This is a genomic window from Variovorax sp. RA8, from assembly GCF_901827175.1.
Lineage (GTDB): Bacteria > Pseudomonadota > Gammaproteobacteria > Burkholderiales > Burkholderiaceae_C > Variovorax.
The window spans coordinates 713,161-727,097 of sequence record NZ_LR594662.1; the positions used below are offsets into that span (position 1 = coordinate 713,161).

13 protein-coding genes are annotated in these 13,937 nt (G+C 68.6%); 10 read left to right on the top strand and 3 right to left on the bottom strand.

Going from position 1 to position 13,937, the window contains the following annotated elements; genetic code table 11:
* Positions 1 to 66: 66 nt before the first annotated feature.
* The 7 genes from E5P3_RS03405 to E5P3_RS03435 all read left to right on the top strand — a co-directional run bounded on the left by E5P3_RS03405 (position 67) and on the right by E5P3_RS03435 (position 6,639).
* Complete coding sequence (locus E5P3_RS03405) at positions 67 to 912, top strand: hypothetical protein (protein ID WP_162584684.1); 846 nt, start codon at positions 67 to 69, stop codon at positions 910 to 912.
* A 23-nt stretch (positions 913 to 935) separates the two neighbouring features.
* Positions 936 to 2,900 carry an MFS transporter gene (locus tag E5P3_RS03410; protein ID WP_162584685.1) on the top strand — a complete coding sequence of 655 codons (1,965 nt, stop codon included), beginning with the start codon at positions 936 to 938 and terminating at the stop codon, positions 2,898 to 2,900.
* A complete protein-coding gene (locus E5P3_RS03415; protein WP_162584686.1) occupies positions 2,900 to 3,553 on the top strand; it encodes a phosphatase PAP2 family protein in 654 nt (217 codons plus the stop codon). The genes E5P3_RS03410 and E5P3_RS03415 overlap by 1 nt, the downstream gene beginning before the upstream one ends.
* A 103-nt stretch (positions 3,554 to 3,656) precedes the next feature.
* Complete coding sequence (locus tag E5P3_RS03420) at positions 3,657 to 4,142, top strand: YiaA/YiaB family inner membrane protein (protein ID WP_162584687.1); 486 nt, start codon at positions 3,657 to 3,659, stop codon at positions 4,140 to 4,142.
* A gap of 41 nt (positions 4,143 to 4,183) precedes the next feature.
* Entirely contained in the window at positions 4,184 to 4,642 is a 459-nt protein-coding gene (locus E5P3_RS03425; RefSeq protein ID WP_162584688.1) for a hypothetical protein, read from the top strand.
* Positions 4,643 to 4,725: 83 nt separating this feature from the next.
* Positions 4,726 to 5,523 carry a DUF2145 domain-containing protein gene (locus E5P3_RS03430; RefSeq protein ID WP_162589520.1) on the top strand — a complete coding sequence of 266 codons (798 nt, stop codon included), beginning with the start codon at positions 4,726 to 4,728 and terminating at the stop codon, positions 5,521 to 5,523.
* A 27-nt stretch (positions 5,524 to 5,550) separates the two neighbouring features.
* Positions 5,551 to 6,639 (top strand): zinc ribbon domain-containing protein, encoded by a 1,089-nt coding sequence (locus E5P3_RS03435; protein ID WP_162584689.1) that lies wholly within the window; start codon positions 5,551 to 5,553, stop codon positions 6,637 to 6,639.
* Here the strand turns inward: E5P3_RS03435 and E5P3_RS03440 are convergent.
* The 3 genes from E5P3_RS03440 to queA all read right to left on the bottom strand — a co-directional run bounded on the left by E5P3_RS03440 (position 6,612) and on the right by queA (position 9,942).
* Positions 6,612 to 7,388 carry an SDR family NAD(P)-dependent oxidoreductase gene (locus tag E5P3_RS03440; protein ID WP_162584690.1) on the bottom strand — a complete coding sequence of 259 codons (777 nt, stop codon included), beginning with the start codon at positions 7,386 to 7,388 and terminating at the stop codon, positions 6,612 to 6,614. The two genes, E5P3_RS03435 and E5P3_RS03440, sit on opposite strands and share 28 nt — an antisense overlap.
* 326 nt (positions 7,389 to 7,714) lie before the next feature.
* Positions 7,715 to 8,887 carry a tRNA guanosine(34) transglycosylase Tgt gene (gene tgt, locus E5P3_RS03445; RefSeq protein ID WP_162584691.1) on the bottom strand — a complete coding sequence of 391 codons (1,173 nt, stop codon included), beginning with the start codon at positions 8,885 to 8,887 and terminating at the stop codon, positions 7,715 to 7,717.
* A 14-nt stretch (positions 8,888 to 8,901) separates the two neighbouring features.
* Positions 8,902 to 9,942: a tRNA preQ1(34) S-adenosylmethionine ribosyltransferase-isomerase QueA gene (gene queA / locus E5P3_RS03450; protein ID WP_162584692.1), complete on the bottom strand. Its 1,041-nt coding sequence runs from the start codon at positions 9,940 to 9,942 to the stop codon at positions 8,902 to 8,904.
* A gap of 73 nt (positions 9,943 to 10,015) precedes the next feature.
* Here queA and recG point away from each other — a divergent pair, with 73 nt between their 5' ends.
* From recG to E5P3_RS03465, 3 genes are all read left to right on the top strand, one after another.
* Positions 10,016 to 12,124, top strand: coding sequence for an ATP-dependent DNA helicase RecG (gene recG, locus E5P3_RS03455; RefSeq protein ID WP_162584693.1), 2,109 nt, complete (start codon positions 10,016 to 10,018; stop codon positions 12,122 to 12,124).
* Between the two features lie 65 nt (positions 12,125 to 12,189).
* Positions 12,190 to 13,161: a LysR substrate-binding domain-containing protein gene (locus tag E5P3_RS03460; RefSeq protein ID WP_162584694.1), complete on the top strand. Its 972-nt coding sequence runs from the start codon at positions 12,190 to 12,192 to the stop codon at positions 13,159 to 13,161.
* A gap of 152 nt (positions 13,162 to 13,313) precedes the next feature.
* Positions 13,314 to 13,907, top strand: a complete 594-nt coding sequence (locus E5P3_RS03465) for a Dps family protein (RefSeq protein WP_162584695.1) — start codon at positions 13,314 to 13,316, stop codon at positions 13,905 to 13,907.
* The last annotated feature ends 30 nt before the right edge of the window (positions 13,908 to 13,937 follow it).

The following is a 13,937-nucleotide window of genomic DNA, read 5'->3' on the forward strand; positions in this document are numbered from 1 at the left end:
TCGATGCTGCCATAGGCGCTGGCAACCTACATTCCGCCGCACCGACATTCCACCCCCGGAGCCGCCATGTCCCTCTTGTCTCTTCTCTCCCGCCGCGAACGTGCTCTCCTGCTCTTTTTCACCTTGCTCCTGCTGACCGGCATGTTCGGCCCCGCGCTGGGCGCGCCAGGGATCGGCGACGGGCCCTTTGCCGACGAACGCGGCTGGGCCGGGTTGCCGCACGCCATGGACGTGCTGAGCAACCTGCCCTTCGCGGCGCTAGGCGTCTGGGGCCTGCGCTGGCTGCACTGGCACGACAGGACGCACGAGCACGTACAGGACGCGGTGCCGCTGCACCACGCGGTGACCCAGCCGCCGGTCAACCTGCTCGACTGCGCCTGGATGTTCTTCGCCGGCCTGGTCATCACGGCTGCGGGCTCGGCCTTCTACCATCTGCAACCCGACGCCCTGCGTTTGGCGGCCGACCGTGCCGGGATGACCGTGGCTTTCGCCGGGTTGATCGGTTGCGCCGTCTGCGAGCGGGTCAGCGCGCGCGCCGGCTGGCCCGCCGCCTGGTTCGTGCTTGCTGCCGGCCTGCTGGCGGTCGCGGTCTGCCAGGCCACGGACAACGTGCTGCCCTGGGCCCTGGTCCAGTTCGGCGGGATGCTGTTGGTGCTCGCGCTGGCGCTGGTCAGGCCCGCGCAGGGTGCCATCGGCCTGCGGCTGGGATGGGTGATCTTTTTCTATGCCCTCGCCAAGCTCTTCGAGCTCGCGGACCATGCCGTTTACGAGGCGACGCACCATCTGCTGGCCGGCCACAGCCTCAAGCACGTGACGGCGGCCCTGGCGGCGCTGCCGGTACTGCATGCACTGCAGGCCATGGGGCGCGAGACGCTGCGGCACAATCCGGGCGCGGCCGCATTGACGGCCTGAGGAGCCCGCCAGGGAGATTTCGAATGACGATATCCACCGATACCTCCCCGCTCGTCGGCGCGCCCGCGCCGAACTCCCACGCCAACCAATTCTCCCTGCTTGGCCAGCGACGCTTCGCGCCCTTCTTCTGGACCCAGTTCGCTGGGGCCGCGAACGACAACCTGTTCAAGTTCGCTTTCACCGTGATGGTGACCTACCAGTTGCAGCTCGGCTGGATGCCGCCGGCCATGGCGGGGCTGGTGATCGGCGCGCTGTTCATCCTGCCCTTCCTGCTGTTCTCGGCGACGGCGGGGCAGCTCACCGACAAGTACGACAAGACGAAGATGATCCGCTTCGTCAAGAACCTCGAGATCGCGATCATGGTGCTGGCCGCGTGGGGATTCATGCGTGCCGATGCGGTGTTGCTGCTGGGCTGCGTGTTCCTGATGGGGCTTCACTCGACGCTCTTCGGCCCCGTCAAGTTCGCCTACCTGCCGCAGGTGCTCGATGCGCGCGAGCTGACCGGCGGCAACGGCATGGTCGAGATGGGCACCTTCGTCGCCATCCTGCTGGGCCAGGTGGCCGGCGGCGTGCTGGTCGCGTTGCCGGGCATCGGGCATACCACCGTGGCGGTGGCCTGCCTGCTGCTGGCGCTGGTGGGGCGCGGCGTGGCGCAGGCCATTCCGCCTGCGCCGGCAACCGACCCGGGCCTGGCGATCAATTGGAACCCGGTGGGCGAGACCTGGCGCAACCTGCGGCTTGCGCACGGCAACCTGGTGGTGTTCCGCTCGCTGCTGGGAATCTCGTGGATGTGGTTCTTCGGCGCCGTCTTCCTGAGCCAGTTCCCGAGCTTCGCCAAGGAGGTGCTGCATGGCAACGAGCAGGTCGCCTCGCTGCTGCTGGTGGTGTTCTCGGTCGGCATCGGCATCGGCTCGCTGCTGTGCGAGACGCTGAGCCGCCGCCAGGTGGAGATCGGCCTGGTGCCGCTGGGCGCGATCGGCATGAGCGTGTTCGCCATCGACCTCTACTTCGCCTCGCGCAGCCTGTCGCCCGCGACCGAGATGGGCTTGCAAGGCTTCGTGGCCCAGGTCCCGCACTGGCGGGTGATGGCCGACCTGGGCTTGCTCTCGCTCTTCGCCGGCCTCTACAGCGTGCCGATGTACGCGCTGATCCAGCTGCGCAGCCAGCCCACGCACCGCGCACGCATCATTGCGGCCAACAACATCCTCAATGCGCTCTTCATGATCGCCAGCGCGGCAATTGCGGGGGCGCTGCTCAAGGCCGGCTTCACCATCCCGCAGATCTTCCTCTTCACCGGCATCGCCAATGCGGTGGTGGCCTTCTACATCTTCATGCTGGTGCCGGAGTACCTGCTGCGCTTCGTCGCCTGGGTCCTGACGCACCTGGTCTATCGCTTCGAGGTGAAGGGCGAGGAGCACATCCCCGCGGAGGGCCCGGCCTTGCTGGTCTGCAACCATGTGAGCTTCATCGACGCGGTACTGCTGATGGCCGCCAGCCCGCGGCCGATCCGCTTCATCATGGACCACCGGATCTTCCGCGTGCCGGTGCTCGGCTGGCTGTTCCGCCTGGCCAAGGCCATTCCGATCGCGCCGCAGAAGGAAGATCCCGCCGCCTACGCGGCGGCCTTCGCCAGCGCGGTGCAGGTGCTGCGCGAGGGCGACCTGCTCGCCATCTTCCCCGAGGGCGCGATCACGCGGGACGGCACGCTACAGACCTTCAAGGGCGGGGTGATGAAGATCCTGGATGACGCCCGCGCCGAAGGCGTCGACGCGCCGGTCATCCCGATGGCGCTGACCAACCTCTGGGGCTCCTACTTCAGCCGCATCGAGGTTCGCGACGGCGAGCGCGTGGCGATGGTGCGTCCCTTCCGGCGCGGCTTCTTCAGCCGCGTCGGGCTCCGTGTCGGCAGCGCGATGGCGCGCGCCGAAGTGCAGCCGGAGTCCCTGCAGCGGCGCGTGAGCAGCCTGCTGGGGAGCCAGCCGGCCTGATGCTGTTCCTGCCCGACGACTTCTGGTATTCGATTACCTGGTTCGGTGACAGCGGCTTCCTGCTGCCGGTCGCGGCCTGGATCGCCGTGTGGCTGGGCGTGCGGACGGTCACGCGGCCGGTCGCCTGGCGCTGGCTCGCGCTCTTCGGCTCGGCCGGCGCCTTGGTGGCGGCCTCGAAGATTGCCTTCATGGGCTGGGGCATCGGCAGCGCCACGCTCAACTTCACCGGCATCAGCGGGCACACGATGCTCTCGACCAGCATCTGGCCGGTCGCCTTCTGGCTGGTCGCCGCGCACTGGCGGCCGCGCGTGCGCGCGGCCGTCGCTGCGCTCGGCTGGGTCTTTGCCGCGCTCATCGGGCTGTCGAGGCTGGCGATCTATGCCCATTCCAAGTCGGAGGTGGCGGCCGGCTTCCTGCTTGGCGCGGCCGTCAGCGCGGTCTTCCTCTGGCGCCAGCATCACCGGCCTCCGCGGCTCCACTGGGTCCTGCTGCTGATCAGCATCGCGTCGCCGCTGCTGTTCCTGCGCCCCGGCACGCCGGCGCCCACGCACGACGCGCTCGAGGTAATCGCCGTGCGGCTGGCCGGCGCCGAGCGGGCCTTCACGCGCGACGACCTGCTGCGACGCCGGCAGCAGCGCATCGGTACCGACTGACGATACCGGTGGCGGCCAGATCCGCCACTGGTGCAGGAATCTGCGCCCCGCGGTGAACGAGCGAACCATGATTCGCGCACCTTCACTACGCCGCGAGGCATTCATGCAACCCTCTACCTCCACCGTCTCCATCCAGCGCGACACCCGCGCCTGGCAAGTCCAGGTCTGGATCTCCTTCGGGCTCGCCGTGTTCCTCTGCGCGACCGGCCTCGGCTGGTTGCCGGGACAGGCGCTGGATCGGGCGTTCATGGTGATGGGCTACGTGTTCTGCCTGTCGGCTGCCTTCGTGCTCGCCAAGTTCGTGCGCGACAACCAGCGCGGCGCGACGCCCGGCGCCGGCGACACGCCGATGTGGAAGCTCGTGGTGTGGGGCGGCTTCTTCACCGCCATGGGCCTGACCGGGTGGGGCTTGCTACGCATGGAGATCGGCGAGACCTACAAGGCCTTTCTCGGCGTGAGCTGGCTGTTCCTGATCAGCAGTGCCTTCACCCTGGCCAAGACCCTGCGGGACCGCCATGAAGCCGACATCGCCGAAGCGCGCCTGCAAGGCCGCCGCGAAGCCCGCGCCGAAGCAGATCGAAGCGAATGAACGCCCAGCCCCTTCCATCACTCTTTTCCGGAGAACACATCATGAAGAAGTCCTTGGTCACGGCGTTGATCGCGGCCTGTGCCGCGCTGGCCGGCGCCGCCGCCCCGCTGCAGGCTCATGCACAGAGCGAAGGCTCGGCCGCGCTGTCGATGCTCCCGGTGGCCTCGGTGGTCGGGACCGCCTCGCTGGCCGCCAGCGCGGCGAGCGCGGTGGTGGCCGTGCCTGCGGCGCTGTCGGTGGGCGGGACGGCGCTCACAGTGGTGGCGGTCGAGGCGTCGGTGGACGGCACCGTCTATCTGCTGGAGCGCGCATCCGACGGCGCCCGCGCCAGTGTCAAGGTGCTGGGCCGCTCCGTGCATGGCAGCGCCGTCGTGGCCGGCACCGTGGTGACGGTCAGCGTGATCGGCACGGGCGTCGTGCTGTCGGCGGCCGGCGAGGTGCTGGCCTTCGTTCCCAACGCCATCGGCCGCGCGCTGCTCTACAACGAGAGGCTGTCGTGAGACGCATCCCCACCAACTTCGGCAGCTACGAGACCGAGTACCGCAGCCGCGTGTCGCGCGCGCGGCGCGGTCTGCGGGCGGTGATGCACCTGCTCGCGGCCGCGGTGGCGGTGGTGCTGGCGGGGCTCTTCCTCTTCCCGCTCAACGCGCACGCCGGCCGGTCCTGCGAGGAGCAGAAGGTGAGCGCGGCATCGATCATCAAGGGCATGGAGCTCGCGCAGCGCACGGCGCAGCAGTTCGACGCCAGCGGCGCGCAGGTAGTGCTGCTGGCGCGGGCGGGGCAGGACCTGGGCAAGTACGGGCTGCGCTACTCCCACATGGGCCTGGCCTACAAGACCGAGGCGGGGGCTTGGCGCGTGGTGCACAAGCTCAACCAGTGCAACACTGCGACGGCGGCGATCTACCGCCAGGGGCTGGGCGAGTTCTTCCTCGACGACCTGTGGCGCCACGAAGCCGCATGGGTGGTGCCGAGCCCCGCCGTGCAGGCGCGACTGCGGGCCGCGCTCGACGAATCGCCCTCGCGCGTCACGCGGTTGCACACGGCGCCCTACAGCATCGTGAGCTATGTCTGGGGCGACAGGTACCAGCAGTCGAACCAGTGGGTCATCGAGACGCTTGCCGCGGCGATGGAGCCCGCGACGATCCGTACGCGTGGGCAGGCGCAGGCGTGGCTGAAATTCAAGGGCTACGAGCCCGCCACGCTCAAGCTCGGGCCGTTGACGCGCCTCGGGGGGCGCGTCAGCGCGGCCAACGTCGCCTTCGATGACCATCCCAACGAGAAGCGATTTTCCGACCGCATCGAGACCGTGACAGTCGACTCGGTCTTTGCCTGGCTGCCCCGAGCGGGCTTAGGCGCGTCGCCGGTGACGCTCAGGCTCTAATGCTGCGCTTCAACAACGAGGAGTGAAATGAGCAGTAAATCCTTGCGCCTGTCCGAGAAGTGGTTCCGCCGTGGCCTGTGGGTGGTGGCGCTGGTGTTCGCGAGCTTCCTGATCGGGCTGGGCAGCACCATCGTGGGCGACCTGCCGCGGGTCGAGCGCACGCTCACGCTCGACGACTTCATCGACCGCCCGGCGGCCGAGCCGCTGCGCCAGACCATCCGGGCCAGCCAGCGTACCGAGCAGGAATCCACGCGCGAGCGCGAGCAGGCCGAGCTCGCACTGCTCGCCGCGCAGCAGGCCAGCCGCGCGGGGCGCGAGACCTTCGGCAACTGGCTTGCCACGCGCCGCGCGACCGCGCAGCCCGACCAGGACAGCGAGCTGATCGCGCGCACCAAGGCGCTCGACGCGCTGAAGGCCAAGGAAGACGAAGCGCAGCGCGCAGTGGGAACGCAGCGCCAGATTGCGCTCGACGCCCGCCAGGCGCGCCAGACTGCGCAGGAGAAGCTCGCAGTCCTGGAAGAGACGGCGCGCAAGGCGCTCGAGGCGGAGAACCGGCGCGTCGAGCTGCGCGTGTTCGCGTACCGCCTGGCGCTCACTCTGCCGCTGCTGGTGGTCGCAGGCTGGCTGTTCGCGAAGAAGCGCAAGAGCACCTGGTGGCCCTTCGTCTGGGGCTTCATCTTCTTCGCGTTGTTCGCCTTCTTCGTCGAGCTCGTGCCCTACCTGCCGAGTTACGGAGGCTATGTGCGCTACGCGGTGGGCATCGTGCTCACGGTGCTGGTCGGGCGCTACGCGATCATCGCGCTCAACCGCTACCTCGCGCGCCAGAAGCTGGCCGAGGCGCAGCCCGACACGGTGCGGCGCAACGAGCTGAGCTACGACACCGCGCTGGCGCGGCTGGCCAAGAGCGTCTGTCCCGGCTGCGAGCGGCCGGTGGATCTCAAGAACACCGAGATCGACTTCTGCCCGCACTGCGGCATCGGCCTGTTCGACCACTGCCGTGCGTGCAAGGCGCGCAAGAGCGCCTTCTCGCGCTTCTGCCATGCCTGCGGCGCCGTCGCGGCATCGCCCGCGGCCGAGGGCCTGCGGCCTCAGGTCCAGCCGGCATCCACCACGTAGTCCTGCGCGCTGCACATCCTCGAATCATCGGCCGCCAGGAAGAGCGCCATGCTGGCGATGTCCTGAGCCATCACGCGGCCGGGCAGGCACTGCGCGGCGTCGATCTGGGCCTCGGACTCGGGCTTGACCCACAGCATGAGCTGGCGCTCGGTCATCACCCAGCCCGGCACGATGGAGTTGACGCGGATGTTGGCCTTGCCGAGGTCGCGTGCCAGGGAGCGGGTGAGGCCGCGCGCGGCGGCCTTGCAGGCCTGGTAGACCGGATAGCCGGCGCCCTTGATCATCCAGCTGATCGAGCCGAAGTTGATGATCGAGCCGCCGCCGGCCGCGCGCATGTCCTCCGCCACGGCCTGCGCGGCGAAGAACTGGTGCTTGAAGTTGACCGCCACCAGCGCATCGAAATCCTCGCTCGTGACGTCGGCGATGTCGTGGCGGCGGTCGTTGGCGGCGTTGTTGAGCAGCACGCGGATCGGCCCGAAGCGCACCCGCGTTGCGGCAATGGCCGCCTGCAGCGCGGCGACGTCGGTGACGTCGCACTCGTGGAACAGCACGCTGTTGTCGCCTTGCAACTGGGCCGCGAGTGCGTTGCCCGCCGTTGCGTCGATGTCGCAGAAGCCGACATGCGCACCCTGCGCATGGAAGGCGCGTACCAGGGCCTCGCCGATGCCGGTGGCACCGCCGGAGATGAAAGCGCTGCGACCGACGAGGGACGGATAGCGCGCCGAATAGAAGGAGGTCGTTGCCGTCATGATCAGGATGTCCGTGCGAGTGGAGGGAGCCGCCGCGGCGGGCGCGGCCGAGTGATTCTCTACGTCGCGGGCGGTGCGCGCCAGTCCGCGCACCCGCCTCGCGCGTGCGGCGTATGGCTTAGGTCGTGTTCCTGCGCGCGCGGCTTCTGGCTACGCTCGAAGCCTTCGATCCCAGTCATCCCAGCCATGTTCAGCCAGTTCCTCCGCCGCCACGCCGCCGCCGGCCTGTACCTTGCATCCTTCATCGCCGCTTTGCTGTCGGCGGCCAGCCTGGTCGCGGGTGCACGGTAGCTGCGCCGCACCCGGCTCCTCGAGGTTGCCGCGGCTCAGATGCCGCGTGCGCGGTCGGCCTTGAATTGCGCACGGAACGCCGAATAGCGCCCCTCGTCGAGCGCCGTGCGGATCTCGCGCATCAGGTTCAGGTAGTAATGCAAGTTGTGGATGGTCGTGAGCATCGGCCCAAGCATCTCGCCGCAGCGGTCCAGGTGATGCAGGTAGGCGCGGCTGAAGCCCTCGCGCCCGCCGTTGTTCCACGACACGCCGGAGGCGCCCGCGCAGGCATGGCAGTGGCAGCTTGGGTCGATGGGCTGCGGGTCGTTCTTGTGGCGCGCGTTACGCATCTTCAGATCGCCGAAGCGAGTGAAGAGGGTGCCGTTGCGCGCATTGCGCGTGGGCATCACGCAGTCGAACATGTCGACGCCCTGGCCCACGCCCTCCACCAGGTCCTCGGGCGTGCCGACGCCCATCAGGTAGCGCGGCTTGAGGGAGGGTAGCCGGTGCGGCGTGTGCGCCATGATGCGCAGCATCTCCTCCTTGGGCTCGCCCACGCTCACACCGCCGATGGCGTAGCCGGGGAAGTCGAGTTCGACCAGCTGCGCCAGCGACTCTTCGCGCAGGTTCTCATACATGCCTCCCTGCACGATGCCGAAGAGCGCGTTGGGGTTCGCCAGCCGCGCGAATTCGGCCTGGCAGCGCCGCGCCCAGCGCAGGCTCAAGGCCATCGACGAGCGCGCCTCGGCCTCGGTCGTGATGTGACCGTTGGTGTCGTAGGGCGTGCACTCGTCGAATTGCATGACGATGTCGCTGTTGAGAATGGTCTGGATCTGCATCGAGACCTCGGGCGTGAGGAAGAGCTTGTCGCCGTTGACGGGCGAGGCGAATTTGACGCCTTCTTCGCTGATCTTGCGCATCGCGCCCAGCGACCAGACCTGGAAGCCGCCCGAGTCGGTGAGGATGGGCTTGTTCCATTTCTCGAATTGATGCAGGCCGCCGAAGCTGGCCATCACGTCCAGCCCGGGGCGCATCCAGAGGTGGAAGGTGTTTCCCAGGATGATCTGCGCGCCCATCTCCTCGAGGCTGCGCGGCATCACGCCCTTGACGGTGCCGTAGGTGCCCACGGGCATGAAGATCGGCGTCTGCACCACGCCGTGGTTGAGGGTGAGCGTGCCGCGGCGGGCGTGGCTGTCGGGGTCGGTGGCGAGGAGTTCGAAATTCAGCATGCGTCGTCTCTTGATCAGTTCGCCCGGGCCAGCAGCATCGCGTCGCCGTAGCTGAAGAAGCGGTAGCGCGCACGGATCGCGTGGGCATAGAGCGCCATGACGCGCTCGTGGCCGGCGAAGGCACTCACCAGCATCATGAGCGTGCTCTTGGGCAGGTGGAAGTTGGTAACCAACAGATCCACGTGCTCGAAGGCGAAGCCGGGCGTGATGAAGATACGCGTGTCCCCGCCGGCTTCGCCGCTCTTGGCCCACGATTCGAGCGTGCGAACGGTGGTGGTGCCGACGGCGACGACGCGGCCGCCCCGCGCCTTGGCCTCGGTGATCGCGTGCTGCGTCGCCTCGGGCACCTCGTAGCGCTCGGCGTGCATCTGGTGCTCGGCGATGTTCTCGGTCTTGACGGGCTGGAAGGTGCCGGCGCCCACGTGCAGCGTGACGTTGGCGCGTTGAACACCTCGCGCCTCGAGCTCGTCGAGCAGCGCCTCGTCGAAGTGCAGCGCCGCCGTGGGTGCGGCCACCGCGCCGGGCACGCGGGCGAACACCGTCTGGTAGCGGCGCTCGTCCTCCTGCGAATCGGCGTGCGTGATGTAAGGGGGCAAGGGCACGTGGCCGCAGCGCGCCATCAGCGCATAGGGGTCCTCGCCCGTGGGACTGTTCAAGCGCAGGCGGAACAGCGCGCCTTGTTCGTCGGGCCAGCGGCCCAGCAGCGTCGCCTGGAAGCCGCCCGCCATGGCCAGCACGGTGCCCTTCGGTGGCTTCTTGCTGACCTTCATGTGGGCCACGACCTCGTGGTCCTGCAGCACGCGCTCCACCAGCAGCTCGAGCTTGCCGCCGGTGGGCTTCTCGCCGAACAGGCGCGCCTTGACCACGCGGGTGTCGTTGAAGACCAGCAGGTCGCCCGCGCGCAGCAGCGAAGGCAGTTCTTTGAAGATGCGATCGGCGGGTGCGTTCGCAGTGCCGTCGAGCAGGCGCGAGGCGCTGCGTTCGGCTGCGGGATGCTGGGCCACCAGTTCAGGCGGCAGATGGAAATCGAAGTCGGAAAGCGTGAAGGCGCGCATGAGTCTTGAGGGCCGGACGGGCCCGTGCCAAGGAGACGAGGGGGGAAGCCGGAGAGGCGGGCAGAATTGTCCCATGCCCGCCACCGCCAAGTCCTCGCCATCGGAAAAGCCCGTGCAGACGGCGGCGCCCGGGACCGGCCTGAGTGCGGTGCAGCGCGCGTTGCGCAAGCTGGGCCTGCTGCGCGACATCGACTTCGCGCTCTACCTGCCGATGCGCTACGAGGACGAGACCCGCATCGTTCGCCTGGCCGACACGCGCGATGGCGACACGGCGCAGATCGAGGCGGTGGTGACCGAGAGCGAGGTGGTCTTTCGCCCGCGCCGCCAGCTGATCGTGACGGTGGACGACGGCAGCGACACCTGCCAGCTGCGCTTCTTCAACTTCTATCCCTCGCAGCAGAAGCAACTGGCGGTGGGCGCACGGGTGCGCGTGCGCGGCGAAGTGCGGGGCGGCTTCGTCGGGCGGCAGATGATGCATCCGAACGTCAAGGCCGCGGGCACGGAGCTGCCCCAGGCGCTGACGCCGGTGTACTCGACCATCGCTGGTCTGCCCCAGCCCGTGCTGCGGCGCGAGGTGCGCTCCGGCCTGGCGCGCGCGGTGCTCGACGAGACCATTCCTGCCGCCCACGCGCCGAATGGAGCCTGGGAACTGCGGCGTGCGCTTCATTTCCTGCACTACCCGGCACCCGATGTCGCGATGGCCACGCTGGAGGATCACACCCACCCGGCCTGGCAGCGGCTCAAGGCCGACGAGTTGCTGGCACAGCAGCTGTCGCAGCTGCAGGCGCGGCGGGCCCGCGCCGTGCAGCGGGCCCCGGTGCTGGCGGCGGTGTCCTCCAAAGACTCGCTGGGCGACGCGCTGCGGGCTGCCTTGCCATTCGCCCTCACCGGCGCCCAGCAGCGCGTGGTGGAAGAGATCTCCCGTGACCTGGCGCGCGAGGTGCCGATGCACCGGCTGCTGCAGGGCGATGTGGGCTCCGGCAAGACCGTCGTCGCGGCGCTTGCCGCCGCGCGCTGCATCGACGCGGGCCACCAGTGCGCGCTCATGGCGCCCACCGAGATCCTGGCCGCCCAGCATTTCGGCAAGTTGGTCGGGTGGCTCGATCCTCTGCTGGCCGAGCGCGGCCTGCGGGTGGCCTGGCTCACCGGCAGCCAGAAGAAGAAGGAGCGCGACACGATGTCGGCCGCGGCCGAGAACGGTGAGGCCGCGCTGGTGATCGGCACGCACGCGGTGATCTCGGAGAAGGTGCGCTTTCGCCGGCTGGCACTGGCGATCATCGACGAGCAGCACCGCTTCGGCGTGGCGCAGCGCCTGGCTCTGCGTGGCAAGGCGGGCGGGCAACTGGAGCCTCACCTGCTGATGATGAGCGCCACTCCGATCCCGCGCACCCTGGCGATGAGCTACTACGCCGACCTCGACGTCTCCACCCTCGATGAGCTGCCGCCGGGCCGCACGCCCATCGTCACCAAGCTGGTGGCCGAGCACCGGCGCGACGAGGTCGTCGACCGCATCCGCGTCCAACTGGAGCAGGGCCGGCAGGTCTACTGGGTGTGTCCCCTGATCGAGGAAAGCGAGGCGGTCGACCTGCGCAACGCCACCGAGACGCGCGACGAGCTCGCCGCGGCGCTGGGGGAGCAGGTCTGCGTCGGGCTCCTGCATTCGCGCATGCCGACGGCGGAGAAACAGGCGGTGATGGAAGGCTTCACGGCCAACCGCGTGCAGGTGCTGGTCAGCACCACCGTGATCGAGGTTGGTGTCGACGTCCCCAATGCCTCGCTGATGGTCATCGAGCACGCCGAGCGCTTCGGGCTCTCGCAGCTGCACCAGCTGCGCGGCCGGGTGGGCCGCGGCGCGGCGGCCTCGGCCTGCGTGCTGCTCTACGCGCCCAACGAGGGCGGCCGGGTCGGGGAGGCGGCACGGGCGCGGCTCAAGGCCATGGCCGAAACCAGCGACGGTTTCGAGATCGCGCGGCGCGACCTCGACATCCGCGGCCCCGGGGAATTCCTCGGCGCGCGCCAGTCGGGGGCGCCGCTGCTGCGCTTCGCGGACCTCAGCACCGACGTCCTGCTGCTCGACTGGGCCCGCGCGCTGGCCCCGCGCATGCTGGACCGGCATCCCGAGCTGGCCGAGAAACATGTCGACCGCTGGCTGGGCAGCAAGGCCGAATACCTCAAAGCCTGAATGCGGGTCAATGCGCGATGCCCCCGGCACGCTTAGGGAGCTCTTGCGCATAATTGACGAAAGCTATGACCCTCACCGAACTCAAATACATCGTTGCGGTCGCGCGCGAGCGGCATTTCGGCAAGGCGGCCGAGGCCTGCTACGTTTCGCAGCCCACTCTCTCGGTCGCGATCAAGAAGCTGGAGGACGAGCTGGAGGTCAAGCTCTTCGAGCGCAGCGCCGGCGAGGTCACGGTCACGCCGCTGGGCGAGCAGATCGTGCAGCAGGCGCAGAGCGTGCTTGACCAGGCCGCCAGCATCAAGGAGATCGCCAAGCGCGGGAAGGACCCGCTGTCGGGGCCGCTCAACCTGGGCGTGATCTACACCATCGGCCCGTACCTGCTGCCCGACCTGGTGCGCCAGAACATCGCGCGCACGCCGCAGATGCCACTGGTGCTGCAGGAGAACTTCACCGCCAAGCTGTTGGAGATGCTGCGCGCCGGCGAGATCGACTGCGCGATCATGGCCGAGCCCTTCCCGGATACCGGGCTCGCGGTGGCGCAGCTCTACGATGAGCCCTTCATGGCGGCCGTTCCCGTCCACCATCCGCTGGCCGAGCGCGAGTCCGTGAGCTCCGACGAGCTCAAGAAGGAGACCATGCTGCTGCTCGGCACGGGCCACTGCTTTCGCGACCACGTGCTCGAGGTCTGCCCTGAGTTCGCGCGTTTCTCGAGTGACGCCGAGGGCATCCGCAAGAGCTTCGAAGGCTCCTCGCTCGAGACCATCAAGCACATGGTCGCGGCCGGCATGGGCGTGACGCTGGTGCCGCGCCTGTCGGTGCCGGCCGATGCGCTCAAGCCCCGGGCCGGGAAGGGGCGCGGCAGGGAGCCCGAGCAGATCGTGCGCTACCTGCCGGTACGAGACCTCCAGGGCGGCGAGCCGCCGACGCGCCGCGTGGTGCTGGCCTGGCGCCGCAGCTTTACCCGCTACGAGGCCATCGCGGCGCTGCGTAACGCGATCTACGCTTGCGAGCTGCCGGGCGTCAAGCGGCTCTCGTAGCAGCCGCGATAGCCCACAAGTGGTGCCATCGGCCAACGCTCTTCGAACGGACTCCGACGCAATCGCTGCGATAGAGTGCGGCTGTTGCGAAGCCAGCCCTCGGCTTTTAAAGTTTCCTCCAGTTCCCCAACCTCGAAGAAAGAATTTTCGCCATGGCCAAAGTCGACAAGAAGTCCAAGTCCCCCGTCGCCAATGCACCGGCCACTTCCGTTGGCAAGGTGCCCAGGAAGGGTGGATCGCTGGTGGCCCAGGAATCGGGCGGCCGCAATGCGCCGATCATCAACATCGGCATCGACCGCGAAGACCGTGCCGCCATTGCCGAAGGCCTGAGCCGTGTGCTGGCGGACACCTACACGCTCTATCTCACGACCCACAACTTCCACTGGAATGTGACCGGCCCGCACTTCAACTCGCTGCATGCGATGTTCATGGCGCAGTACACCGAGCTGTGGGGCTCGACCGACGTCATCGCCGAGCGCATCCGTGCGCTGGGCCATTACGCGCCGGGCTCCTATGCCGAGTTCAGCAAGATCGCGACCGTGCCCGATGTGCCAAGGGACCCGCCCAAGGCGATGGAGATGGTGCGCATTCTGGTCAAGGGCCACGAGACGGTCTCGCGCATCGCGCGTGAGTTCATCCCTGTGGCCGAGGAGGCTGGGGACGACCCGACCGCCGACATGCTGACCGCGCGCTGCACGGTGCATGACCAGACGGCCTGGATGCTGCGTTCGCTGCTCGAAGACTGAGCTGTATTCCGAACCGCGTCGCTCGGGGAA

What these genes read in the sequence shown, in the direction of transcription:
- E5P3_RS03405 (WP_162584684.1), top strand. Translation starts at nt 67, where the DNA reads ATGTCCCTCTTGTCTCTTCTCTCCCGCCGCGAACGTGCTCTCCTGCTC.
- E5P3_RS03410 (WP_162584685.1), top strand. Translation starts at nt 936, where the DNA reads ATGACGATATCCACCGATACCTCCCCGCTCGTCGGCGCGCCCGCGCCG.
- E5P3_RS03415 (WP_162584686.1), top strand. Translation starts at nt 2,900, where the DNA reads ATGCTGTTCCTGCCCGACGACTTCTGGTATTCGATTACCTGGTTCGGT.
- E5P3_RS03420 (WP_162584687.1), top strand. Translation starts at nt 3,657, where the DNA reads ATGCAACCCTCTACCTCCACCGTCTCCATCCAGCGCGACACCCGCGCC.
- E5P3_RS03425 (WP_162584688.1), top strand. Translation starts at nt 4,184, where the DNA reads ATGAAGAAGTCCTTGGTCACGGCGTTGATCGCGGCCTGTGCCGCGCTG.
- E5P3_RS03430 (WP_162589520.1), top strand. Translation starts at nt 4,726, where the DNA reads ATGCACCTGCTCGCGGCCGCGGTGGCGGTGGTGCTGGCGGGGCTCTTC.
- E5P3_RS03435 (WP_162584689.1), top strand. Translation starts at nt 5,551, where the DNA reads ATGAGCAGTAAATCCTTGCGCCTGTCCGAGAAGTGGTTCCGCCGTGGC.
- E5P3_RS03440 (WP_162584690.1), bottom strand. Translation starts at nt 7,388, where the DNA reads ATGACGGCAACGACCTCCTTCTATTCGGCGCGCTATCCGTCCCTCGTC.
- tgt (WP_162584691.1), bottom strand. Translation starts at nt 8,887, where the DNA reads ATGCTGAATTTCGAACTCCTCGCCACCGACCCCGACAGCCACGCCCGC.
- queA (WP_162584692.1), bottom strand. Translation starts at nt 9,942, where the DNA reads ATGCGCGCCTTCACGCTTTCCGACTTCGATTTCCATCTGCCGCCTGAA.
- recG (WP_162584693.1), top strand. Translation starts at nt 10,016, where the DNA reads ATGCCCGCCACCGCCAAGTCCTCGCCATCGGAAAAGCCCGTGCAGACG.
- E5P3_RS03460 (WP_162584694.1), top strand. Translation starts at nt 12,190, where the DNA reads ATGACCCTCACCGAACTCAAATACATCGTTGCGGTCGCGCGCGAGCGG.
- E5P3_RS03465 (WP_162584695.1), top strand. Translation starts at nt 13,314, where the DNA reads ATGGCCAAAGTCGACAAGAAGTCCAAGTCCCCCGTCGCCAATGCACCG.